Annotated in this window: 19 protein-coding genes; 10 read left to right on the forward strand and 9 right to left on the reverse strand. The window is 73.5% G+C overall.

Annotation, left to right across the window (positions count from 1 at the left end):
* Position 1: 1 nt before the first annotated feature.
* The 4 genes from JN535_RS14290 to JN535_RS14305 are packed head-to-tail and all read right to left on the reverse strand — an operon-like array spanning position 2 to position 3,169.
* Positions 2-394 (reverse strand): Fur family transcriptional regulator, encoded by a 393-nt coding sequence (locus JN535_RS14290; RefSeq protein ID WP_205206253.1) that lies wholly within the window; start codon positions 392-394, stop codon positions 2-4.
* A complete protein-coding gene (locus JN535_RS14295; protein ID WP_205206199.1) occupies positions 391-1,359 on the reverse strand; it encodes a metal ABC transporter permease in 969 nt (322 codons plus the stop codon). The genes JN535_RS14290 and JN535_RS14295 overlap by 4 nt, the downstream gene beginning before the upstream one ends.
* Positions 1,356-2,186, reverse strand: coding sequence for a metal ABC transporter ATP-binding protein (locus JN535_RS14300; RefSeq protein WP_205206200.1), 831 nt, complete (start codon positions 2,184-2,186; stop codon positions 1,356-1,358). Before JN535_RS14300 ends, JN535_RS14295 begins: the two co-directional genes overlap by 4 nt.
* On the reverse strand, positions 2,183-3,169 hold the full coding sequence (locus tag JN535_RS14305) for a metal ABC transporter substrate-binding protein (protein ID WP_205206201.1): 987 nt from the start codon (positions 3,167-3,169) through the stop codon (positions 2,183-2,185). The genes JN535_RS14300 and JN535_RS14305 overlap by 4 nt, the downstream gene beginning before the upstream one ends.
* Positions 3,170-3,323: 154 nt before the next feature.
* Here JN535_RS14305 and JN535_RS14310 point away from each other — a divergent pair, with 154 nt between their 5' ends.
* Positions 3,324-4,727: a glycine--tRNA ligase gene (locus JN535_RS14310; protein WP_205206202.1), complete on the forward strand. Its 1,404-nt coding sequence runs from the start codon at positions 3,324-3,326 to the stop codon at positions 4,725-4,727.
* A gap of 105 nt (positions 4,728-4,832) precedes the next feature.
* On the opposite strand, the gene JN535_RS14315 is transcribed toward JN535_RS14310, so the two are convergent.
* On the reverse strand, positions 4,833-4,991 hold the full coding sequence (locus tag JN535_RS14315; RefSeq protein ID WP_021483859.1) for a hypothetical protein: 159 nt from the start codon (positions 4,989-4,991) through the stop codon (positions 4,833-4,835).
* A 117-nt stretch (positions 4,992-5,108) separates the two neighbouring features.
* Here JN535_RS14315 and dusB point away from each other — a divergent pair, with 117 nt between their 5' ends.
* A complete protein-coding gene (gene dusB / locus JN535_RS14320) occupies positions 5,109-6,344 on the forward strand; it encodes a tRNA dihydrouridine synthase DusB (RefSeq protein WP_205206254.1) in 1,236 nt (411 codons plus the stop codon).
* A 71-nt stretch (positions 6,345-6,415) separates the two neighbouring features.
* A complete protein-coding gene (locus tag JN535_RS14325) occupies positions 6,416-7,051 on the forward strand; it encodes a hypothetical protein (protein ID WP_205206203.1) in 636 nt (211 codons plus the stop codon).
* A gap of 58 nt (positions 7,052-7,109) precedes the next feature.
* Here the strand turns inward: JN535_RS14325 and JN535_RS14330 are convergent, their stop codons facing one another.
* Both JN535_RS14330 and JN535_RS14335 read right to left on the reverse strand, forming a co-directional pair.
* The gene (locus JN535_RS14330) at positions 7,110-8,957 is read right to left on the reverse strand and encodes a glycoside hydrolase family 13 protein (protein WP_205206204.1); all 1,848 of its coding nucleotides are present in this window, start codon (positions 8,955-8,957) and stop codon (positions 7,110-7,112) included.
* A 190-nt stretch (positions 8,958-9,147) separates the two neighbouring features.
* Positions 9,148-10,185, reverse strand: a complete 1,038-nt coding sequence (locus tag JN535_RS14335) for a LacI family DNA-binding transcriptional regulator (RefSeq protein ID WP_307868741.1) — start codon at positions 10,183-10,185, stop codon at positions 9,148-9,150.
* 260 nt (positions 10,186-10,445) lie between these two features.
* Here JN535_RS14335 and JN535_RS14340 point away from each other — a divergent pair, with 260 nt between their 5' ends.
* The 4 genes from JN535_RS14340 (at position 10,446) to JN535_RS14355 (ending at position 16,197) form a co-directional block, all read left to right on the forward strand.
* On the forward strand, positions 10,446-11,675 hold the full coding sequence (locus JN535_RS14340) for a sugar ABC transporter substrate-binding protein (RefSeq protein WP_205206206.1): 1,230 nt from the start codon (positions 10,446-10,448) through the stop codon (positions 11,673-11,675).
* Positions 11,676-11,803: 128 nt separating this feature from the next.
* Positions 11,804-13,405, forward strand: a complete 1,602-nt coding sequence (locus JN535_RS14345) for an ABC transporter permease subunit (RefSeq protein WP_205206207.1) — start codon at positions 11,804-11,806, stop codon at positions 13,403-13,405.
* Position 13,406: 1 nt separating this feature from the next.
* A complete protein-coding gene (locus tag JN535_RS14350; RefSeq protein WP_205206208.1) occupies positions 13,407-14,363 on the forward strand; it encodes a sugar ABC transporter permease in 957 nt (318 codons plus the stop codon).
* A gap of 4 nt (positions 14,364-14,367) precedes the next feature.
* Positions 14,368-16,197, forward strand: a complete 1,830-nt coding sequence (locus tag JN535_RS14355; protein WP_205206209.1) for a glycoside hydrolase family 13 protein — start codon at positions 14,368-14,370, stop codon at positions 16,195-16,197.
* Positions 16,198-16,201: 4 nt separating this feature from the next.
* Here the strand turns inward: JN535_RS14355 and JN535_RS14360 are convergent, their stop codons facing one another.
* Positions 16,202-16,633, reverse strand: a complete 432-nt coding sequence (locus JN535_RS14360) for a hypothetical protein (RefSeq protein WP_205206210.1) — start codon at positions 16,631-16,633, stop codon at positions 16,202-16,204.
* Positions 16,634-16,745: 112 nt separating this feature from the next.
* Here JN535_RS14360 and JN535_RS14365 point away from each other — a divergent pair, with 112 nt between their 5' ends.
* The gene (locus JN535_RS14365) at positions 16,746-18,038 is read left to right on the forward strand and encodes a deoxyguanosinetriphosphate triphosphohydrolase (RefSeq protein ID WP_307868749.1); all 1,293 of its coding nucleotides are present in this window, start codon (positions 16,746-16,748) and stop codon (positions 18,036-18,038) included.
* 30 nt (positions 18,039-18,068) lie between these two features.
* On the opposite strand, the gene JN535_RS14370 is transcribed toward JN535_RS14365, so the two are convergent.
* Positions 18,069-18,521, reverse strand: coding sequence for a VOC family protein (locus JN535_RS14370; RefSeq protein ID WP_205206212.1), 453 nt, complete (start codon positions 18,519-18,521; stop codon positions 18,069-18,071).
* A 167-nt stretch (positions 18,522-18,688) separates the two neighbouring features.
* On the opposite strand from JN535_RS14370, the gene JN535_RS14375 reads away from it, so the two are divergent.
* Both JN535_RS14375 and dnaG read left to right on the forward strand, forming a co-directional pair.
* Positions 18,689-19,534, forward strand: coding sequence for an AraC family transcriptional regulator (locus JN535_RS14375; RefSeq protein WP_205206213.1), 846 nt, complete (start codon positions 18,689-18,691; stop codon positions 19,532-19,534).
* Positions 19,535-19,589: 55 nt separating this feature from the next.
* Positions 19,590-21,536: a DNA primase gene (gene dnaG / locus JN535_RS14380; RefSeq protein ID WP_205206214.1), complete on the forward strand. Its 1,947-nt coding sequence runs from the start codon at positions 19,590-19,592 to the stop codon at positions 21,534-21,536.
* Positions 21,537-21,546: the final 10 nt, after the last annotated feature.

Below are 21,546 nucleotides of genomic sequence, written 5' to 3' on the forward strand. Positions count from 1 at the left end.
CTCAGCCCTGCGCGGCGGTGGCCCGTGCGCACCCCGAGCACGTGCCGAACAGCTCGATCGTGTGCTGGATGTCGACGAAGCCGTGCGACGTGCCCACCTGGTTGGCCCACGCCTCGACGGTCGGGCCGTCGATCTCGACCGTGCGGCCGCACGTGCGGCACACGAGGTGGTGATGGTGCTCGCGCCGCTCGCACCGGCGGTAGAGGTTCTCGCCCTCCTCGGTGCGCAGCACGTCGACGTCGCCGCCGTCCGCGAGGCTCTGGAGCGTGCGGTAGACCGTGGCGAGGCCCACGTTGTCGCCGCGCGTGCGCAGGATCTCGTGGAGCTGCTGGGCGCTGCGGAAGTCGTCGAGGTCCTCCAGCGCGTCCGAGACGGCGGCGCGCTGGCGGGTCATGCGCTGCACGAGTCACCTCCAGGTGTGCGGTTCGACGCCCCTGAGGGTACGAGGTCGAGCTCGACGTCGTCGGGGATGTCCGGGTGCGGGTCCCGCGCCACGCGCGGGCGTCGCCGCACCCACAGGGGTCGCAGGACGGCCACGACGAGGTAGGTGGCGATCGCGAGGACCACGATGGTCGCGCCGGGCGAGACGTTGTTCCAGTAGGTGAAGGACAGCCCGACGACGCACACGACCACGCCCACGACGGACGCGACGAGCATCGTCCGGCGGAACGAGCGCGTGACGAGCTGCGCGACCGCGACAGGGACGATCATGAGCGCGCTCACGAGCAGGAGCCCCACGACCCGCATGGAGACCGTCACGGTGAGCGCGGCGACGACGGCGACGGCGATGTTGAGCGTGCGGACCGGGAGGCCCGACGCCCGCGCGAACTCCTCGTCGTGGCTCACGGAGAACAGCGCCGCGCGCAGCCCGACCCCGACGAGGAGGATGACGGCGCTGAGCACGATCGTGAGGACGAGGTCCGAGGGCGTGACGGTCGAGATGGAGCCGAACAGGTACTGCATGAGGCTCCCGGACGAGCCGCCCGCGAGGCTGATGAGCAGCACGCCGCCGGCGATGCCGCCGTAGAAGAGGAGCGCGAGCGCGAGGTCGCCGCTGGTCCGGCCCCGCTCGCGCACCACCTCGATGGCGACTGCGCCGAGCACCGCCGCGACGACCGCGCCCGGGATCGCGAGCGCGTCGTTCGGGACGACGCCCATCGCGGCGCCGACGAGCCACCCGAGCGCCACGCCGGTGAGCGCGACGTGCCCGATGCCGTCGCCGAGGAGCGAGAGCTTGCGCTGCACGAGGTAGGTGCCCACCACGGGCGCGCTGACGCCCACCAGCAGCGCGGCGACCAGCGCGCGCTGCATGAGCGGGTCGGTGAGCATCAAGGAGATCTCGGAGGACAACGTGGTCATGAGGCCGTCCTGGGTGCGTGGCCCGCGGCGAGGTCGGGGTTGAGCGTGTCGGTGAGCCCGGTCTCGGGCCCGGCGGAGCGGTTGCCGACGTCCGCCGGTTCGTGCGGGTGCAGGTGCTGGTGCGTGGCGCCGGCGTGGGTCGACGACGCGCGGGGCGGGGCGCCGTCGTGCACGACGCGGCCGTGGCGGAGCACGACGGCGCGCTCGATGAGCGGGGCGAGCGCCCCGAGCTCGTGGAGCACGACGAGCACGGTGAGCCCGTCGCCCACGAGCCGCGTCATGGTGGTGGCGAACGCCTCCTGGCTGGGCTTGTCGACCCCCGCGACCGGCTCGTCGAGCACGAGCAGGTCGGGCCGGCGGACCAGGGCGCGCGCGATGAGCACGCGCTGCTGCTGGCCGCCCGACAGCTCGGCGGTCGAGTCGTCGGCGCGGTCGGCGAGGCCCACGAGGTCGAGCGCCTCCGCCGTGCGGGCACGCCAGCCGCGGGGGAGTCGGAGCCGGCCCCCGCCGAGGAGGCCGGAGGCGACGACCTCGGACGCCGTGGACGGCATGCCCGACGGTGCGCTCACGCGCTGGGGCACGTAGCCGAGGCGCTGCCAGGGCAGGCGCGGCCCGAGCGGCGCGCCGAAGAGGTCGACGGAGCCGCGGGACAGGGGGGCGATCCCGACGAGCGCGCGCACGAGCGTCGACTTGCCCGAGCCGTTCGCGCCGAGGACGGAGACGACCTCGCCGGCGCGAACCGTGAGGTCGATGCCGCGCAGGATCTCGCTCCCGCCGAGGGTCACGTGGACGTCGCGCGCGGCGACGAGCTCCGGTGCGCCCGTCATGAGCACGTGAGGCCGGAGGTGAGCGCCTCGAGGTTGGACTCCATGACCTCACGGTAGTCCGTCGCGCCGTCCGCGAGGCTCTCGAGCGGGTCGAGGAGAGCGGTCTCGACGCCGAGGTCGTCGGCGAGCGTCTGGGTGACCTTGGGGCTGACGAGCGTCTCGAAGAAGAGCGTGGTCACGCCGTTCTCCCGGACGACCTCGCCCACCTGGCGCAGGCGCGCGGGCGACGGCTCGGCCTCGGGGTCGATCCCCGAGATGCCGACCTGGTGCAGGTCGTAGCGCTCCGCGAGGTAGCCGAACGCCTCGTGCGACGTCACGAGGGTCGCGCCCGCGCACGGTTCGAGCGCCTGTGCGTACTCGGCGTCGAGGTCGTCGAGGTCCGCGGTGAGGGCCGCGGCCCCGGCCGCGTAGTCGTCCGCGTGGTCGGGGTCGATCGCCGAGAGCTCGTCCGCGACGGCGTCGCCGACGGCGGCGAGGCGGGTCGGGTCGAGCCAGAAGTGCGGGTCCGTCGGGCCGTGGTCGTGGCCGTCGCCGGACTCGTCCGCGTGCTCGGCGTGCTCCTGCGCGCTCTCGTCGGCGTGCGCGTCCTCACCCGGGTGCTCCTCGAGCCCCGCCGACCCGGCGGCGTCGACCACGTGCTCCGGGGCGCGCTGCTCGATGCCCTCGTCGACCGCGGGCTGGAAGCCCGAGAGGTAGACGACGAGGTCGGCGTCGCCGATCGAGCGCACCTGGGCGGGTGCGAGCTCGAGGTCGTGCGGCTCGGCCGCGGGCGGGGTGAGGTTGGAGACGTCGACGTGCTCGCCGCCGACCTGCTCGACGACGTACTGGAGCGGGTAGAACGACGCGAGCACCTGGAGCCGCCCGTCGTCTCGGCCTCCTGGGCCGCCGCCGTCCCCGGGGGAGCACGCCGCGGCGAGGGCGACCGTGGCGAGGGCGGCGGTGGTGGCGAGGGCGCGACGGCGCAGGGCGGGGGAGCGGTGCATAGCCCCAGTGTCCGCCTTCTTGAGAATGGATGTCAAAACCGTTCCCGGTGAGGCCGGTCACGGCCGGGTACGCTGGTCGGTCGGCGCCCGTGCGGGCGCCGCCCACCCGTCCAGCCCCCACGAGCCACGTGCGGGGCCGTGAGCACCAGGAGTGATGTCCGTGGCCGCAGCGCCCTCAACCACCGCCCGTCTCGACGCCGTCGTCTCCCTCGCCAAGCGGCGCGGGTTCGTCTTCCCCTCGGGCGAGATCTACGGCGGTACCCGCTCCGCGTGGGACTACGGGCCCCTGGGCACCGAGCTCAAGGAGAACATCAAGAAGCAGTGGTGGCGGGCGATGGTCACGAGCCGCGACGACGTCGTGGGCCTCGACTCGTCCGTGATCCTCCCGCGCCAGGTGTGGGTCGCCTCGGGCCACGTCGGCGTCTTCACCGACCCGCTCACGGAGTGCCTGCACTGCCACAAGCGGTTCCGCGAGGACCAGATGATCGAGGAGTTCGAGGAGAAGAAGGGCCGCGCGCCCGAGGGCGGCCTCGCCGAGATCGTGTGCCCCAACTGCGGCACCCGCGGGCAGTGGACCGAGCCGCGCGACTTCAACATGATGCTCAAGACGTACCTCGGCCCCGTCGAGGACGAGTCCGGCCTGCACTACCTGCGGCCCGAGACGGCGCAGGGCATCTTCGTGAACTTCGCCAACGTCATGGGCGCGAGCCGCAAGAAGCCGCCGTTCGGCATCGGCCAGATCGGCAAGTCGTTCCGCAACGAGATCACGCCCGGGAACTTCATCTTCCGCACGCGCGAGTTCGAGCAGATGGAGATGGAGTTCTTCGTCGAGCCGGGCACGGACGCCGAGTGGCACCAGTACTGGATCGACACGCGCACCGACTGGTACGTCGACCTGGGCATCGCACGCGACAACCTGCGTCTGTACGAGCACCCGCAGGAGAAGCTGTCGCACTACTCGACCCGCACGGTCGACATCGAGTACCGCTTCGGGTTCTCCGGCTCGGAGTGGGGCGAGCTCGAGGGCATCGCGAACCGCACCGACTTCGACCTCAAGACGCACGCCGAGCACTCCGGCAAGGACCTGTCGTACTTCGACCAGACGAAGAACGAGCGGTGGGTGCCCTACGTCATCGAGCCGGCCGCGGGCCTGACGCGCTCGCTCATGGCGTTCCTCGTCGAGGCGTACACCGAGGACGAGGCGCCGAACGCGAAGGGCGGCGTGGACACGCGCACGGTCCTGCGCCTCGACCACCGCCTCGCGCCGGTCAAGGCCGCCGTGCTCCCGCTGAGCCGCAACGAGCAGCTCTCGCCCAAGGCGAAGGACCTCGCGACCGAGCTCCGCAAGTACTGGAACGTCGACTTCGACGACGCCGGCGCCATCGGCCGCCGGTACCGCCGCCAGGACGAGATCGGCACGCCGTTCTGCATCACCGTGGACTTCGACACGCTCGACGACCAGGCCGTGACGATCCGCCACCGCGACTCGATGAGCCAGGAGCGCGTCGCCCTGGACAAGGTCACCGAGTACCTCGCCGGGCGCCTGCTCGGCGCCTGACGCGTCACCGGCTCGGCGCGCCGGGCATGCAGGAGGGGCGGGACCGTACGGTCCCGCCCCTCCTGTCGCGTCTCGTCGGGACGCGTCGCCCCCTGCGGCCTCGCGCTAGCGGGCCGCCCCCTTAGCCCTGTTGAGAAGGCCGATCACCAGGCTCACGACGAGCACGATGATGCCGATCCAGATGAGGATCTTCGCGGCCTCGATGGCGACGCCGAGGATGAGGAGCACGGCGCCGACGATGACCAGGATGAGCCAGAGAGGCATGTCGTCCCTTTCGTCCGTGTCCGGCCCGTATTGCCGGACCTCCTCAACGTTGCCACGACCGTCTCCCGCTCGCTCGTCGAAACGGGGCTCGCCGTGCACCAGGAGCCGGGTGTGACAATGGAGCGCGTGACTGCACCCGCTCCTGCCCTCAGCACGACGACCGACCGCCCCGACCCGGGGACCGGTCCGCTCGTGCCGCCGCTGCGGATCGGCCCGATCGTCGTCGAGACGCCGGTCGTCCTCGCCCCGATGGCGGGCGTCACGAACCGCGCCTTCCGCACGCTGTGCCGAGAGGCCGGCGCCTCCGGCGGCGACGACCCCGGTCTGTACGTCGCCGAGATGGTCACGAGCCGCGCGCTCGTCGAGCGCAACCCCGAGGCGCTGCGCATCGTGACGTTCGGCGCGGACGAGTCGCCGCGGTCCGCGCAGGTGTACGGCGTGGACCCGGCGACCGTGCGGGAGGCCGTGCGCATCATCGTCGCCGAGGACCGCGCCGACCACGTCGACCTGAACTTCGGCTGCCCCGTGCCCAAGGTGACGCGCAAGGGCGGAGGAGCGGCCCTGCCCTGGAAGCGGGACCTCTTCACGGCGATCGTGCGGGGCGCCGTCGAGGCGGCCCGCCCGTACGGGGTGCCGGTCACCGTGAAGATGCGCAAGGGCATCGACGACGACCACCTCACCTACCTCGAGGCGGGCAGGATCGCCGAGGGACTGGGTGTCGCCGCGGTCGCGCTGCACGCGCGCACGGCCGCCGAGCACTATTCCGGCACCGCGGACTGGGCCGCGATCGCGCGCCTCAAGGAGGCCGTGACGAGCGTGCCCGTGCTCGGCAACGGCGACATCTGGTCCGCCGAGGACGCCGTCCGCATGGTGCGCGAGACGGGCTGCGACGGTGTCGTCGTCGGCCGCGGCTGCCAGGGGCGGCCGTGGCTCTTCGCCGACCTCGCCGCCGCGTTCGCGGGCCGGCCCGAGCGCGTGCGCCCCGGGCTGCGTGAGGTGGCCGGCACGATCTACCGCCACGGCGAGCTCATGATCGACTACTTCGACGGTGACGAGGGCAAGGGCATGCGCGACCTGCGCAAGCACATGGCGTGGTACCTCAAGGGCTACGCCGTCGGGGGCGACGCACGCCGCGCGCTCGCGATGGTCTCGACGCTCGCCGAGCTGCGCGCGCTGCTCGACGACCTCGACCAGGACGCGCCCTACCCGGGCGAGGCCGCCGAGGGGCAGCGCGGTCGTGCCGGGTCCCCCAAGACGCCGCACCTGCCCTACGGCTGGCTGGACTCGCGCGAGCTCGACGCCGAGCACGAGGAGCGCCTGCGCGAGGCCGAGCTGAGCGTCTCCGGCGGCTGACGCCCGGTCGGACGGAGACGAGTGAGGGGACTGCGGTGCGGTTCGCGGGCCGGTCGTCGTGGCGCCTGTCGGTGTCCGACAGCGCGGACCTCGACCTCCTCGTGCGGGTCCGCGACGCGCTCGGGCTCGTCGTCGCGGCCGACGACGCGCCGCCGCGCTGCGAGCCCGGACCGCCCGACCGGTCGGCGCTGCTCCCTGCGGAGGGACGCGACGCCGCGGCACGGCGGTGGCTCGCCTGGTGGCGCGCGGCCCTCGCGCTCGACGCCGCCGGCCGGACCGAGGAGCCTCCACCGGGTGAGGAGGCGTTCCTCGCCTGGGTCCGCGCGCGGTCCGTCGCGTGGGACGCCGTCGGCTCACCGCCCGCGTTCGCGGCGCTGGGCGACGCGCCCGCGCTGCGCGACGCCGTCGTGCACCTGTTCCCCGAGGCGCGCCGCGCCCTCGCTGCGCGCGAGGCGGACCGCGCGAGGAGGCTGCACCGACGAGCGGAGGCAGACGACCGTCGCGCGCTCGCCGAGGACGTGGCCCGCACGCACGGCGTCGGGATCGGTGACGTCCGCGGTGCCCTGCTCGTGGTCTCGGTCGCAGGACCGTGGTGGCGCATCGTCGCGCCGGGGGCGGTCGTGTGCTCCGCGTCCGACTACGCCGACGACGCGGCGTTCGCCACCGAGGTCGTCCGCGCCGCGTTCGAGTCCGGGCTGCGGGCATGACGACGGCCGGGGCCCCGGAGGGCCCCGGCCGTGCTCGAGTGCGGTGTCGGCCGCGCGGTCAGCGCGCGCGCAGCCACACCGTCGTGTCGGAGGGCACGCGGACCTGCGGGTCCGCGGAGCGGTCCGTGAGGACGGGGCCCGACGCCACGAGCACCTCCGCGCCGTGCGGCAGGACGACCGGCTCCGCGCCGAGGTTCGTGAGGACCACGACGTCGCGGTTGCGCAGCGCGACGACGTCCGCCGAGTCGGCGTACTCCTCGACCCACGCGAGCGTGCCCGAGCCGAGGCGCTCCGCGCGACGCGTCGCGAGCGCGGTGCGGTACATCTCGTAGGTCGATCCCTCGACGCCGCGCTGCACGTCGGCGGCGTACCGCGCGTACGACTCCGGCTGGGGGAGCCACGTCTTCCCGGTCGGGCCGAAGCCGAACCCGTCGGCGTCGGCGCGCCAGGGGAGCGGGATGCGGCAGCCGTCGCGGCCCGCCTCGGCGCCCCGGGTGCGGAAGAACGCGGGGTCCTCGCGGACGTCGTCGGGAAGCTCGGTGTGCTCGGGCAGGCCCAGCTCCTCGCCCTGGTAGAGGTACGACGACCCGGGCAGGCCCAGCATGAGGAGCGACGCGGCACGCGCGCGGCGCAGGCCGAGCTCCTCGTCGGGCTGCGGGTCGTGCGCGAAGATCCCGTTGGGGCGCAGGCCGGGGTCGGCGAGGCCGAGGCGCGACGCGTGCCGCACGACGTCGTGGTTCGACAGGACCCACGTCGTGGGCGCACCGACCTCGTCGTTCGCGCGCAGCGACGCCGCGATCACGGTGCGCAGCGGCGCCGCGGACCACGCGGTCGTGAGGAAGGAGAAGTTGAACGCCTGGTGCATCTCGTCCCGGCGCACGTAGCGCGCGAGCCGCGAGAGCGGCTCGACCCACGCCTCGGCGACGAGCGCGCGGTCGCCGTCGTACTCGGCGAGGACGCGGTGCCACGCGCGGTAGATCTCGTGCACGCCGTCCTGGTCGAACATCGGGCCCGAGTTGCCGGCGCCCGTCGACCCGTCCTCGGGCGCGCCCGGGTCGGTCTCCTCCTCGCCGTCGGCGGCCTCGGTGCCCTCCACCATGGACACCGTGCCGTCCCAGTCGGGCAGGCCGTCGGCCTTGATCATGCCGTGCGCCACGTCGACGCGGAACCCGTCCACACCCTTGTCGAGCCAGAAGCGCAGGACCTGCTCGAACTCCTCGCGCACCTCGGGGTTGTCCCACGCGAGGTCGGGCTGCGTGGAGTCGAACAGGTGCAGGTACCACTGGCCGGGCGTCTCGCCCTCGGCCCCGGTCACGGGGCGGGCGTTCGCCCCGGCGGTCACCCGTGTCCACGCGGGACCGCCGAAGATCGACTGCCAGTTGTTCGGGGGCAGCTCGCCGTGCTCGCCCTCGCCCTCGCGGAACACGTAGCGCGCACGCTCGGGCGAGCCCTCGGGCGCGGCGAGCGCGGCCTGGAACCACGCGTGCTGGTCCGAGGTGTGGTTCGGGACGAGGTCGACGATGACGCGGATGCCGCGTGCGTGCGCCTGGGCGAGCAGCTCGTCGAAGTCGGCGAGCGTGCCGAACAGCGGGTCGACGTCGCGGTAGTCGGCGACGTCGTAGCCCGCGTCCTTCTGGGGCGAGCGGTAGAACGGGCTCAGCCACACGGCGTCGACCCCGAGCTCGGCCAGGTGGTCGAGCCTGGACGTGATGCCAGGCAGGTCGCCGACGCCGTCGCCGTCGCCGTCCGCGAACGAGCGCGGGTAGACCTGGTAGATCACGGCGTCGCGCCACCACTCCGGCGCCTCGCCGGGGCCGGCGTGCACGAGCGCCCCGGTGCTGAAGGGCGCCGGTGCGGTGGCCGTCGCGGCGGTGCTGGCGGTCGGCGTCGAATCGATACGAGTCATCGAGCTGTCGGTCCTCACGTGCGGGGTTTCAGGTGTTCTCAGGGGGTTCACTCGGCAGGCGGAGCGGGGGTGACGCCGACCCTCCGTCGAGTGTAAGCGCTTGCGGTGGCGGGGCGACGGCCGCCCGCGACGGGCGCGGCGGACGCGTCGACGACGCCGCGGCGTGCGTCGTGCTGTGTTCGTGCTGCCGTCAGGCGGTGGACGAGGCCGTCGCCGGGGCGGCGCCCGTGGAGTCGCGGACGATGAGCTCCGGCTGGAAGAGGAGCTCGGTGCGCGGCGCGCGCTCGCCCGCGATCTCCGTGAGCAGCGCGCTCACGGCGGCGTGCGCCATCGCGTTCACCGGCTGGCGCACCGTGGTCAGCGGCGGGTCGGTGAACGCGATGAGGGGCGAGTCGTCGTAACCGAGCACCGACACGTCCTGGGGCACGCGCAGCCCTCGCGAGCGCGCGGCGCGGATCGCGCCGAGCGCCATGAGGTCGGAGCCGCAGACGATCGCGGTGTGGCCCGAGTCGATGAGCTCGCCGCCCGCCGCCTGGCCGCCCTCGACGGTGTACAGGGTGACGACGACGTGCTGCGCCGCCTCGGACTCGTCGGCCACGAGCCCGTGCCGCACGAGCGACTCGGCGAAGCTCGCGAGCTTGCGCTGGGCGGGGACGAACCGGTCCGGCCCGATCGCGAGCCCGATGCTGCGATGGCCGAGCGAGACCAGGTGGCGCACCGACAGCTCGACGCTCGCGACGTCGTCGGGCGAGACGAACGGCGCGTCGATGCCCTCGGCGAAGCCGTTCACCAGCACGATCGGGATCCCGCGGCTGCGCAGGCGCTCGTAGCGCTCGTGGCTCGCCTGCGTGTCGGCGTGCAGGCCCGAGACGAAGACGATGCCGTCGACCGCGTGGTCCATGAGCATGTCGACGTAGTCGTCCTCGGTCGTGCCGCCGGGCGACTGCGTGCACAGCAGCGGCGTGTACCCGTGCTCCGACAGGAGCGACTCGATCGTCTGGGCGAACGCGGGGAAGACGGGGTTCGTCAGCTCGGGGACGACGAGGCCGACGAGGCCGGCGGAGCGGGTGCGCAGCGTCGAGGGACGTTCGTAGCCCAGCACGTCGAGCGCGGCGAGGACCGCCTGGCGGGTCTCGCTCGCGACGCCGGGCTTCCCGTTGAGCACGCGCGAGACCGTCGCGGTGGAGACGCCGGCCTGGGCGGCGAGATCGCTGAGACGGGTGCGCACATGGGGAAGCGTAGGGGACACCGGACCTCCTCGTCCTGGTCGTCCGACCGGCGAGCCGCGAATCTCCGTGGAGGCGCGCGGACCCGTCGACCGGGGGAGGCGGGTGGGCGCCGGGCGGCGCCCTGCAATGCGTTGCATGAAAGTTACCGCAACGACTTGCATCGGTGCCACCTCGCGCTCTACGGTCGTCGCATCAGGGCCCGGCACGACACCACGGTCAGTCGGACCACCACCCATCACGACACGCTTGGAGTGACCCGATGCGACGGAGCATCCTTCTTGCCGCCGCGCTGACCACGACGCTGGCGCTGGCCGCCTGCTCGTCCGGCGACAGCGGCGACGACAGCACCACGGAGCCGGAGGAGACCACGTCGGCCGGCTCTCTCACGGTGTGGGTCGACGAGACCCGCATCGACGTCTTCAAGGAGCTGGCCGCCCAGTTCAAGGAGGAGAAGGGCGTCGACGTCAAGCTCGTCCAGAAGGCCTCGGGCGACATCCGCGAGGAGTTCGTGCAGCAGGTGCCGACGGGCAAGGGCCCGGACGTCGTCGTCGGTGCGCACGACTGGACCGGCGAGTTCGTGACGAACGGCGTCGTCCAGCCCGTCGAGCTCGGCGACAAGGCCGCCGAGTTCTCCGACGTCTCGATCTCGGCGTTCACCTACGACGGCGCCGTCTACGGCGTCCCCTACGCGGTCGAGAACATCGCGCTGGTCCGCAACAACCAGCTCGCGAGCGAGACGCCCGCGACGTTCGACGAGCTCATCGCGCAGAACGCGACGACCGGCGCCCAGTACCCGGTCATCATCCAGCAGGGCGACGAGGGCGACGCGTACCACCTGTACCCGTTGCAGACGTCGTTCGGCGCCCCGGTCTTCGTCCAGAACGAGGACGGCTCGTACAGCACCGAGCTCGGTCTCGGCGGCGAGCAGGGCACCGCGTTCGCGAACTACCTCGCCAAGCTCGGCTCCGAGAAGGTGCTCGACCCGGCGATCGACGGCGAGAAGGCCAAGCAGGCGTTCCTCGACGGCCAGTCGCCGTACATCGTGACCGGCCCCTGGTACGCGACGGAGTTCACCGACGCCGGCATGGACATCTCTGTCCTCCCGGTCCCGAGCGCGGGCGGCGAGCCCGCGATGCCGTTCGTCGGCGTCCAGGGCGCCTTCATCAGCGCCAAGACGCAGAACGCCGTCCTCGCGAACGAGTTCGTCGTGAACTTCCTCGGCACGCAGGACGTCCAGCTCCAGCTCGCCCAGGCGGGCGGCCGCGCCCCGGCCCTCACCGCCGCGGCCGACATGATGACCGACCCGATCATGACCCAGTTCGCGGACGCCGCCGGCACCGCGCCCATGCCGTCGATCCCCGAGATGGGCTCGGTCTGGCAGTTCTGGGGCGTCACCGAGGTCCAGATCGTCTCCGGCCAGGCCGCCGACCCGGCTGCCGCGTGGCAGACGATGGTCGACAACATCCAGTCGGCGATCGACGCGGGCTGATCCCCGCAGCGTCGTAGCGAGGCCCCGCCCGTCGTGGGCGGGGCCTCGCGCCACGCGTCACGGGAACGCGATCCCGCGGCGCCGCGCAGGACGGCCACCGACGGCCGCCAGAGACCGGAGAGAGCGCAATGAGCAAGCAGGACACGGCGCCGAGGCCGACCAGCCCGACGAGCACGGAGGTCGACGCGCCACGGAACGAGTCGCACGCACGCCACATGAGCCCGGGCTTCTGGGTGAAGCTCGCCCTCATGGCCCTCGTGAACGCCCTCGGCCTGTACGGGGTGTGGACGGCCGCCGCGGTCGGCTCGTGGGGCATCGTCGCGGTGCTGGTCGCCGCGGTCGCCGTCGCCGACTGGGTGTACTTCTCGCGCCGCATGGTGCCGGCGAAGTACCTCTACCCAGGCCTGCTGCTCCTGCTCGTGTACCAGCTGTTCGTCATGGTCTACACGGGCTACGTCGCCTTCACGAACTACGGCGACGGCCACAACTCGACGAAGGCCGACGCCATCGAGGCCATCTCCGCGCAGAACGAGCGGCGCGTCGAGGGCTCGCAGGCGTACCCCCTCACCGTGGTGACGTCCGGTGACGACCTCGCGTTCGCCGTCGTGCGCGACGGCGAGGTCGAGGTGGGCGACGCCGAGACCCCGCTCGCCCCGGCGGACGGCGAGGTTGCCGGCGACCGCGTCGTCGCGGTCGACGGCTACGAGGTCCTCGACTTCGCCCAGATCGCCGCGCGGTCGGGTGAGATCACCCAGCTGCGCGTCCCGGTGTCCGACGACCCGGCCGACGGCGGCCTGCGGACGCAGGACGGCTCCGTCTCCTACGTCTTCCTCCCCGTGCTCCAGTACGACGAGGCGATCGACACCTTCACGAACACCGAGACGGGCGTGACCTACACGCCGAACGACCGCGGCAGCTTCGTCTCCGCCGACGGCGAGGCGCTCACGCCGGGCTGGCGCGTGGGCGTCGGGTTCGAGAACTTCACCAAGATCTTCGCGGACGACCGCGTCTCCGGGCCGTTCCTCCAGATCCTCACGTGGACCTTCGTCTTCGCCTTCGTGTCCGTCGCGTCCACGTTCGTGCTCGGGCTCTTCCTCGCGATGACCTTCAACGACCCGCGCGTGCGGGGCCGCAAGGTCTACCGCGCGCTACTCATCCTCCCGTACGCGTTCCCGGGCTTCCTCGCGGCGCTCGTGTGGAAGGGCATGCTCAACGAGCGGTTCGGGTTCGTCAACGAGGTCCTGCTCGGCGGGGCCGAGATCCCGTGGCTCACCGACCCGTGGCTCGCGAAGCTCTCGGTCCTCGGGGTCAACCTCTGGCTCGGCTTCCCGTACATGTTCCTCATCTGCACGGGCGCGCTGCAGTCCATCCCGTCGGACGTCCTGGAGTCGGCGCGCATGGACGGCGCGAGCCGCTGGCGCACGGTGCGCTCGATCGTGCTGCCGCTGCTGATGATCTCGGTCGCGCCGCTGCTCATCTCGTCGTTCGCCTTCAACTTCAACAACTTCACGCTGATCTACATGCTCACGGGCGGCGGGCCGAACTTCGAGGGGTCGCCGATCCTCGTCGGATCGACGGACATCCTCATCTCGATGGTCTACTCCGTGGCGTTCGACTCGGGCGTCAAGCAGTACGGTCTCGCGAGCGCCGTCTCGCTGCTCATCTTCGTCATCGTCGGACTGATCTCGTGGCTCGGCTTCCGCCGGACCCGCACCCTCGAGGAGCTGTGACATGAGCGACCTGACCGTCACGGCGCCCGGCACGCCCGCGAGCGCCACGTCCTCCCGGCCCGGCTCGGGCGCGGGCGCCCCCACCACCCCGCTGCGCGACACGAGCCGCCCGCGCGGCCGGCGCTGGTGGTCCGAGATCGGCTGGCGCCACGTCGTGGGCGTCGTCGCGATCGTCTACTGCGTGGTCCCGCTGCTGTACGTGCTGTCGGCGTCGCTCAACCCGGGCGGCACGCTCACCGGCTCGAACGACCTGTTCCGTACGGTCGCCGGCACCAACTACGCCGAGCTGTTCGACTCGAACTTCCCGAGCTGGTTCGTCAACTCGCTGCTCGTCTCGTCGGTCACGGCGGTCGGGACGGTGCTCATGGGCGGCGCGGCCGCGTACGCGTTCTCGCGCTTCCGGTTCACGGGCCGTCGCGGGACGCTCACGACGCTGCTGCTCGTGCAGATGTTCCCCCAGATGCTCGCGGTCGTCGCGATCTTCCTGCTGCTCCTCGCCCTGGGCGACGTGTTCCCCGTGCTCGGCACGGACAACCACGTCGCGCTGATCATGGTGTACCTCGGCGGTGCGCTCGGCGTGAACACGTTCCTCATGTACGGGTTCTTCAACACCGTGCCGCGCGAGATCGACGAGGCGGCCCGCATCGACGGCGCCACGCACGCGCAGATCTTCTGGACGATCGTGCTGCGGCTCGTCGCGCCGATCCTCGCGGTCGTGGGGCTGCTCTCGTTCGTCGGGACCTACGGCGAGTTCATCATCGCCAAGACCGTGCTGCAGTCGTCGGAGAAGCTCACGCTCGCCGTCGGCCTCTACCAGTGGGCGTCCGACGAGCGCAACGCGCCGTGGGGCCTGTTCGCGGCGGGCGCGGTGCTCGCCGCGATCCCGATCCTCGTGCTGTTCCTCTTCCTCCAGAAGTACATCGTCGGCGGGCTCACCGCCGGTTCCGTGAAGGGCTGACCGCGTGCGCGACGTCGCGACCCCCGTCCCGCACCACGACGGCTCGGCGCTGTACGTCCCCGAGGGCGTCCCCGCCCTCGGGGACACGGTCCCCGTCCGCGTGCGCGTCCCCCGTGCCGCGGGCGTGCGCGACGTCTGGCTGCGCACCGTGCGCGACGGCGAGCCGAGGCTCGCGCCCGCGCGCCTCGACCGCTCGGACGAGCACGAGGACTGGTTCGTCGCCGAGGTGCTCGTGCACAACCCGGTGACCGGGTACCGGTTCTTCCTCGACGAGGGCGAGCGCGGCTACCGCTGGCTGAACGGCCGTGGGGTGTGGGACCGCGACGTCCCCGACGCCGCGGACTTCCGCCTCACGGTCCACGAGGGCGCGCCCGCGTGGATGCGCGACGGCGTCGTCTACCAGGTCTTCCCGGACCGGTTCGCGCGCTCGGCCGCGGCCGACGGCAGGCCGCTCCCGGAGTGGGCGGTCCCCGCGGCCTGGGGCGACGAGCCGTTCGGTTCGGGGCCCGACGTCGGCACCCAGCTCTACGGGGGCGACCTCGCGGGCATCGAGGAGCGGCTCGACCACCTCGTCGCGCTCGGCGTCACGACCCTGTACACGACCCCCGTCTTCCCGGGCCGCTCCAACCACCGCTACGACGCGAGCACGTTCGACCACGTCGACCCGCTGCTCGGCGGGGACGCGGCGTACGCGTCGCTGATCCGGGCCGCGCACGCGCGCGGGCTGCGCGTCATGGGCGACCTCACGACCAACCACACCGGCGCCGGGCACGAGTGGTTCGCGCGGGCGCTCGCGGACCCCGCCGCGCCGGAGCGCGACTTCTACTACTGGACCGACGGCGAGCCCGGGTACGTGGGATGGCTCGAGCACGCGTCGCTGCCCAAGCTCTCGTACGGCTCGGCCGAGCTCGGGGCGCGCATGATCGACGGCCCGGGTTCGGTCGTCGGCCGGTACCTGGGCGAGCCGTTCGGCCTCGACGGGTGGCGGATCGACGTCGCGAACATGACCGGGCGGTTCGGCGCCGAGGACCGCACGCTCGAGGTCGCGCGACGCCTGCGGGCGACCATGCGGGCCATGAACCCCGAGGCGGCGCTCGTCGCGGAGCACTTCCACGACGCGTCGGGCGACCTGGCGGGCGACGGCTGGCACGCGAACATGAACTACTCGGCGTTCACGCGCCCGGCCTGGACGTGGTTGTCCCCGGTGGACTCGCCCGTGCCGTACCTCGGGCTGCCGGTGCGCACGCCGCGGCGTGGAGGGCGCGACGTCGTCGCGACCATGCGCGAGTTCGACGCCGTGCTGCCGTGGCGCGTCACGGCGTCGCAGTGGAACATGCTCGGCTCGCACGACACCCCGCGCCTGCGCTCGATCGTCGGCTCGCGGGAGATGGTCGAGGTCGCGGCGACGCTCCTGCTCACCTACCCCGGCACGCCGGTCGTGTTCGCGGGAGACGAGGTGGGCCTCACGGGCCTCAACGGCGAGCACGGACGCGCGACCATGCCCTGGGACGACGACGCACGCTGGGACGCCGCGACGTTCGACCTCTACCGGGCGCTCGTCGCGGTGCGGCGGGGCTCGGACGCGCTGCGCCACGGCGGCCTGCGCTGGGTGCACGTCGACGACGACGCCCTCGTCTACCTGCGCGAGACGCCCGGCGAGCGCGTGCTCGTCGCGCTCGCCCGCGCGCCCTGGGGCGGCGTCACGCTGCACCCGGCGCTCGGGGGCCTCGGGGACGCGGAGCGGCTGCACGGCACGCTGGACCTCACCCCGCACGACGGCGGGGCGCGGCTCGCGGGCGACGGCCCGGCCGTCGGGGTGTGGCGCCTGGGCTGAGCGCTCAGCCGAAGAGGTGCGCGACCTGGCGCACGGCGTCGTCGTACTGCGCGCGGTCGAACGTGAACGGGCCGAGCGCGGAGTAGTCCCACTCTGGACGGAACGGCTGGGTGAGGTCACGCCAGACGACGGTCGTCGCGTCGGCGTCGACGGTCACCTCGAACGGCCAGCAGCCCGCCTCGTGGCAGTCGCACGCGAGCACCCACGCGTGCCCGCCCGACGGCGTCCGCCCGCGCCCGTACCACTGGTGCGCGGCGTCGCCGTACCGGAAGAACGCGGGGACCAGCCCGCCGTACGCGCCCGCGGGGGAGTACCCACGCGCCGACTCGAACCGTCCGACGACGTCCACGAGCGACCGGCCGTCCACGTACGGGACGACCTCGACCACGCCGTCGACGGTGACGGCCCGCAGCTCGAGCGCACGCGCTGCACCCATACGCGGAGGGTACGCCCGTGACGGCCCGCACGCCGTCCGCCACGTCCTGACCGGCGTCGTTACGCTGGGGCCCGTGCAGACGTTCGAGCAGGAGGCGTTCGACCCCGCGGTCGTGGGGACCGGCCCGCGCCCGGCGCGCGGCGAGGAGGGCACGGCGTCGTACTCGGACGCCGACACCGAGCGGTGGTTCGTCGAGTCCGCGAAGTCCCGCGCGCGCACGCCGTTCGAGCGCGACCGCGCGCGCATCGTGCACTCCTCCGCGCTGCGCCGCCTCGGCGCCAAGACCCAGGTGCTCGGGCCGGGCAGCGACGACTTCGTCCGGACCCGGCTGACGCACACGCTCGAGGTCGCGCAGGTGGGCCGCGAGATCGGCAAGGCGCTCGGCTGCGACCCGGACATCGTCGACACCGCGTGCCTCGCGCACGACCTGGGGCACCCGCCGTTCGGGCACAACGGCGAGCGGGCGCTCGCGGACCTCGCGGTCGACGTCGGCGGGTTCGAGGGCAACGCGCAGACCCTGCGCCTCCTCACGCGGCTCGAGCCGAAGGTCGTCGACGAGGACGGGCGGTCGTACGGGCTCAACCTCACGCGCGCGAGCCTCGACGCGAGCGTCAAGTACCCGTGGGGGGCGGGTGAGGCGCCGCTGCGCGCGGACGGCCGCCCGACCCACAAGTTCGGCGTCTACGAGGACGACCGGCCCGTGTTCGACTGGCTGCGCGCCGGCGCCCCCGTGCAGGTCAAGTGCCTCGAGGCGCAGGTCATGGACCTCGCGGACGACGTGTCGTACTCCGTGCACGACGTCGAGGACGCGGTGGTCGGCGGGCGCATCGAGCTCGCCGTGCTCGACGACCCCGACGAGCGCGCACGCGTCGTGCGCGCGGTCCACTCCTGGTACGGCACGGCGTACGACGAGGCGGCGCTCGACGCCGCGATCACGCGCCTCCAGGGCACCGGGCACCTGGTCACCGGGTTCGACGGGTCGCGCCGCGCTCTCGCCGCGCTCAAGGACGCGACGAGCCAGCTCATCGGCCGGTTCACCGGGGCGGCGCAGGACGCGACGCGCGCGCTCTACGGGGACGGACCGCTGACCCGGTACGCGGCGCGGCTCGTCGTCCCGGACGAGACGGTCGCGGAGATCCTCGTGCTCAAGGGCGTCGCGGTCGCGTACGTCATGGCGCCGCGCGAGCAGGAGCCGCTCTACCAGCGCCAGCGCGAGGTCATCGCCGACCTCGTCCACGTCTTCTCCGACCGCGCGCCCGTCGCGCTCGAGCCGTCGTTCGCCGCGGACTGGCAGGCGGCCCCCGACGACGCAGCCCGGCTGCGCGTGGTGATCGACCAGGTCGCCTCGCTCACGGACGTCTCGGCCATGCAGTTCCACGCGCGGCTCGTGCGCCCGCCGGCCTGAGCCTCCGCGGGCGCACGAGAGAGGGCGGTCTCAGCCGCGCTCGGCGACCCAGGCGTCGCTCGCGCGCTGCACGTCCTCGGCCGTGACGGACTCCGCGACGGTGACGAAGTACCAGCGGTGCCCGAACGGGTCGCGGACGGCGGCCTGGCGGAACCCCTCGAACCAGTCCGCGGGTTCGGCCAGGCTCGACGCGCCGGCCGCGAGCGCCCGCGCGTACGCGGCGTCGGCGTCCTCGACGGGGACGGTGAACGACGCGTGCGTGGGGGCTCCGGGCTCCGGCGCGACCGAGTCCGGCGGGAACGCCTCCGCGACGGTGAACGTGCTCGTCCCCGCGGGGGAGACGAGGCGCAGGTCCGAGTGGATGACGGCGTCGCCCGCCATGATGGTGTCGACCACCTCGGCGCCGAGCGCGGCCTCGTAGAACGCGATGGCCTCGCGCGCGCCGCTCACCGTGACGTTGGGGTGCAGTGCCGACATCTCCATGGTGTCCTCCTCGTCGTGGTCGCCCGCGAGGTGCGGGCCGTACCACCATGCTCGTGTCGGCGGGACGTGCCAGTCTTGGAGGAATGCGACAGGTGTTCGAACCCGGTGGTCCCGCCGCTGCGGGCGCAGGCGCTCGGCGGCGGCCGACGACGTCCGTCCGGGGCCTGGTGGACCCCACCGCGGCGCGGCGCGGGTTCGAGCTCGTGCGTGTCGAGCCGTCGCCGGACCTCGCGGACCTCGTCGAGCGCCACTGGGTCGTGCGCTGGGACTTGCCGCCGGGGGAGTCGTTCTCCCAGGTCCTGGTGCCGCACCCCGTCGCGAACGTGGTCGCCGAGGAGTCGGGCTACGTCGCGCACGGCATCCCGCCCGGGCTGTTCGAGCGGACCCTGACCGGCTCTGGCGCGGTCGTCGGGACCAAGCTGCGGCCGGGTGCGTTCCGGGTGCTGCTCGGGCACCCGGACGCCGTGCGCCCGGGCGTGCAAGTCCCCGCGGCCGCGTTCCTCGGCCCGACGGCGGAGCGCACCGGGGCCGCCGCGCTCGGCCTCGCCCGCGCCGGCCGGGACGAGGACGCGGCGCGCGCCGTCGAGCCGCTCCTGCGCTCGCGGGCCGAGCGAGCCCGGACCGCCCGCGCCGAGCGGGACCTCGACCGCGTCGCGCGCGCGTTCGCGGCCCTCGTAGGCGGCGAGCTCGGACCCGGCGCGGGCGTCGGCGACCTCGCGGCGGTCGTCGGGACGTCGTCGCGCTCGCTCCAGCGCCTCTTCGCCGCATACGTCGGCGTGAGCCCCAAGTGGGCCCTCCAGCGTCATCGCGTGCACCTCGCCGCCGACCTGCTCGCGGCCGACCCCGACCAGGACCTCGCGGCGCTCGCGACCGCCGTCGGCTACTACGACCAGGCGCACCTCGGCAGCGACTTCGCCCGCACGACCGGGTCCACGCCGGGCGCCTACGCGCGACGCTGCGCGGCGTCGAGCGCCGCGCTCGTCCCGGCGGCGTCGGGGCCGGCCCGGGGGTGACCGACGACGCCGTCGAGCCACCCCGGGGCACCGCCCGGGCGCATAGACTCGCTCCGTGGCAGGCCTGATTCGACGCGAGGACGTGGAAGCCGTCCGCGACCGCGCGCGGATCGACGAGATCGTCTCCGCGCACGTCACCCTCAAGACCGCCGGCGTCGGCTCGCTCAAGGGCCTGTGCCCCTTCCACGACGAGCGCTCGCCGTCGTTCCACGTGCGTCCCGGCGTGGGGCGCTGGCACTGCTTCGGGTGCGGCGAGGGCGGCGACGTCATCTCGTTCGTCCAGAAGATCGACGGCCTGACGTTCGTCGAGGCCGTCGAGTACCTCGCGGACCGCATCGGCATCCAGCTCCGCTACGAGGACTCCGGCGGCCCGCAGCGCCCGCGCGAGGAGCCCGGCCGCCGCCAGCGGCTGCTCGAGGCGCACCGCGTCGCCGCCCAGTACTTCTCCGAGCAGCTCTTCGCCCCGGGCGCCCAGGCCGCGCGCGCGTTCCTCGCCGAGCGCAGCTTCGACCGCGCCGACGCCGAGCACTTCGGCGTCGGGTACGCGCCCACCGGCTGGGACAACCTCCAGCGCCACCTCCAGGGTCGCGGCTTCACGCAGGCCGAGCTCGTCGCCTCCGGCCTCATGAGTCAGGGCCAGCGCGGCATCTACGACCGGTTCCGTGGGCGCCTCGTGTGGCCCATCCGTGACGTCACGGGGGAGATCGTCGGGTTCGGCGCGCGCCGCCTCTACGACGAGGACCAGGGCCCCAAGTACCTCAACACGCCCGAGACCACGCTCTACAAGAAGTCGCACGTGCTCTACGGCATCGACCTCGCCAAGCGCGAGATCGCGAAGCAGAAGCGCGTCGTCGTCGTCGAGGGGTACACGGACGTCATGGCCGCGCACCTGTCCGGCGTGACGACGGCCGTCGCGACGTGCGGCACCGCGTTCGGCTCGGACCACGCGCGCATCGTGCGGCGCCTCCTCGGCGACACGACCGCGGGCGGCGGCATGCAGCTCGCGTCGGGCGCGTCCGTCGGGGGCGAGGTCGTCTTCACGTTCGACGGCGACGCGGCGGGCCAGAAGGCTGCCGTGCGCGCGTTCGGCGAGGACCAGCGCTTCTACGCCCAGACGTTCGTCGCCGTCGAGCCGAGCGGCATGGACCCGTGCGAGCTGCGCATGGCGCGCGGACCCGACGCCGTGCGCGCCCTCGTCGACGGGCGCCAACCCCTCTTCGAGTTCGTCATCAGGACGACGCTCGCGACGTTCGACCTCGACACCGCCGAGGGCCGCGTCGGTGCGCTGCGCGCCGCCGCCCCCGTCGTCGCCGGGATCCGCGACGCCGCGCTGCGCCCCGAGTACGCGCGCATGCTCGCCGGCTGGATCGGCATGGACGCCGAGCGCGTCCGCCGCGAGGTGGCGGCCGCCGCCAAGCGGGGCAGCGCACCCGGTCCGGTCCGCACCGCCCGTCCCGACGACGCCCGTCCCGGCGCGGAGGCCCGCGCACCCGAGCCGGAGGTCCCCGCGCTGCCCGCGCCCGACCCGCGCGACCCCGTGGCGCGCCGCGAGCGCCTCGCGCTCGTCGCCGTCCTCCAGTACCCCCAGCACGTGCCGCCGGTGTTCGACGACCTCGGCGAGGACGCGTTCGCCGTCCCGGCGTGGCGCGCCGTCCACGCCGCGATCCGCGCGGCCGGCGGGGTGCGCGAGGGCGCGTCCCTCGGTGCCGGGCACTGGGTCGAGGCCGTCGTCGAGCAGGCCGCCGAGCCCGTGCGCGGCCTCGTCACCGAGCTCGCCGTCGCGCCCCTGCCCGAGGACCGCGAGAACGTCGTCGGCGGCTACGTCGCGGGCGTCGTGCGCGGCCTCGTCGACCTGGGGCTCACGCGCCGCGTCGCCGACGCGAAGAGCCGCCTCCAGCGCCTCGACCCGTCGGCCGACCTCGCCGCGTACCAGGAGGCGTTCGCCGCGCTCCTCGCGCTCGAGGCCGAGCGCCGCACGCTGCGCGAGGGCGAGATCGCCTGACCCGTCCGGA

This window comes from Cellulosimicrobium cellulans (genome assembly GCF_016921195.1).
Lineage (GTDB): Bacteria > Actinomycetota > Actinomycetes > Actinomycetales > Cellulomonadaceae > Cellulosimicrobium > Cellulosimicrobium cellulans_F.

Excerpts from the sequence above, each read along its gene's own strand:
- JN535_RS14340 (WP_205206206.1), top strand. The coding sequence starts at position 10,446 with ATGCGACGGAGCATCCTTCTTGCCGCCGCGCTGACCACGACGCTGGCG.
- JN535_RS14305 (WP_205206201.1), bottom strand. The coding sequence starts at position 3,169 with ATGCACCGCTCCCCCGCCCTGCGCCGTCGCGCCCTCGCCACCACCGCC.
- JN535_RS14290 (WP_205206253.1), bottom strand. The coding sequence starts at position 394 with ATGACCCGCCAGCGCGCCGCCGTCTCGGACGCGCTGGAGGACCTCGAC.
- JN535_RS14345 (WP_205206207.1), top strand. The coding sequence starts at position 11,804 with ATGAGCAAGCAGGACACGGCGCCGAGGCCGACCAGCCCGACGAGCACG.
- JN535_RS14300 (WP_205206200.1), bottom strand. The coding sequence starts at position 2,186 with ATGACGGGCGCACCGGAGCTCGTCGCCGCGCGCGACGTCCACGTGACC.
- JN535_RS14350 (WP_205206208.1), top strand. The coding sequence starts at position 13,407 with ATGAGCGACCTGACCGTCACGGCGCCCGGCACGCCCGCGAGCGCCACG.
- JN535_RS14330 (WP_205206204.1), bottom strand. The coding sequence starts at position 8,957 with ATGACTCGTATCGATTCGACGCCGACCGCCAGCACCGCCGCGACGGCC.
- JN535_RS14360 (WP_205206210.1), bottom strand. The coding sequence starts at position 16,633 with ATGGGTGCAGCGCGTGCGCTCGAGCTGCGGGCCGTCACCGTCGACGGC.
- JN535_RS14310 (WP_205206202.1), top strand. The coding sequence starts at position 3,324 with ATGTCCGTGGCCGCAGCGCCCTCAACCACCGCCCGTCTCGACGCCGTC.
- dusB (WP_205206254.1), top strand. The coding sequence starts at position 5,109 with ATGGAGCGCGTGACTGCACCCGCTCCTGCCCTCAGCACGACGACCGAC.
- JN535_RS14315 (WP_021483859.1), bottom strand. The coding sequence starts at position 4,991 with ATGCCTCTCTGGCTCATCCTGGTCATCGTCGGCGCCGTGCTCCTCATC.
- JN535_RS14295 (WP_205206199.1), bottom strand. The coding sequence starts at position 1,359 with ATGACCACGTTGTCCTCCGAGATCTCCTTGATGCTCACCGACCCGCTC.
- JN535_RS14370 (WP_205206212.1), bottom strand. The coding sequence starts at position 18,521 with ATGGAGATGTCGGCACTGCACCCCAACGTCACGGTGAGCGGCGCGCGC.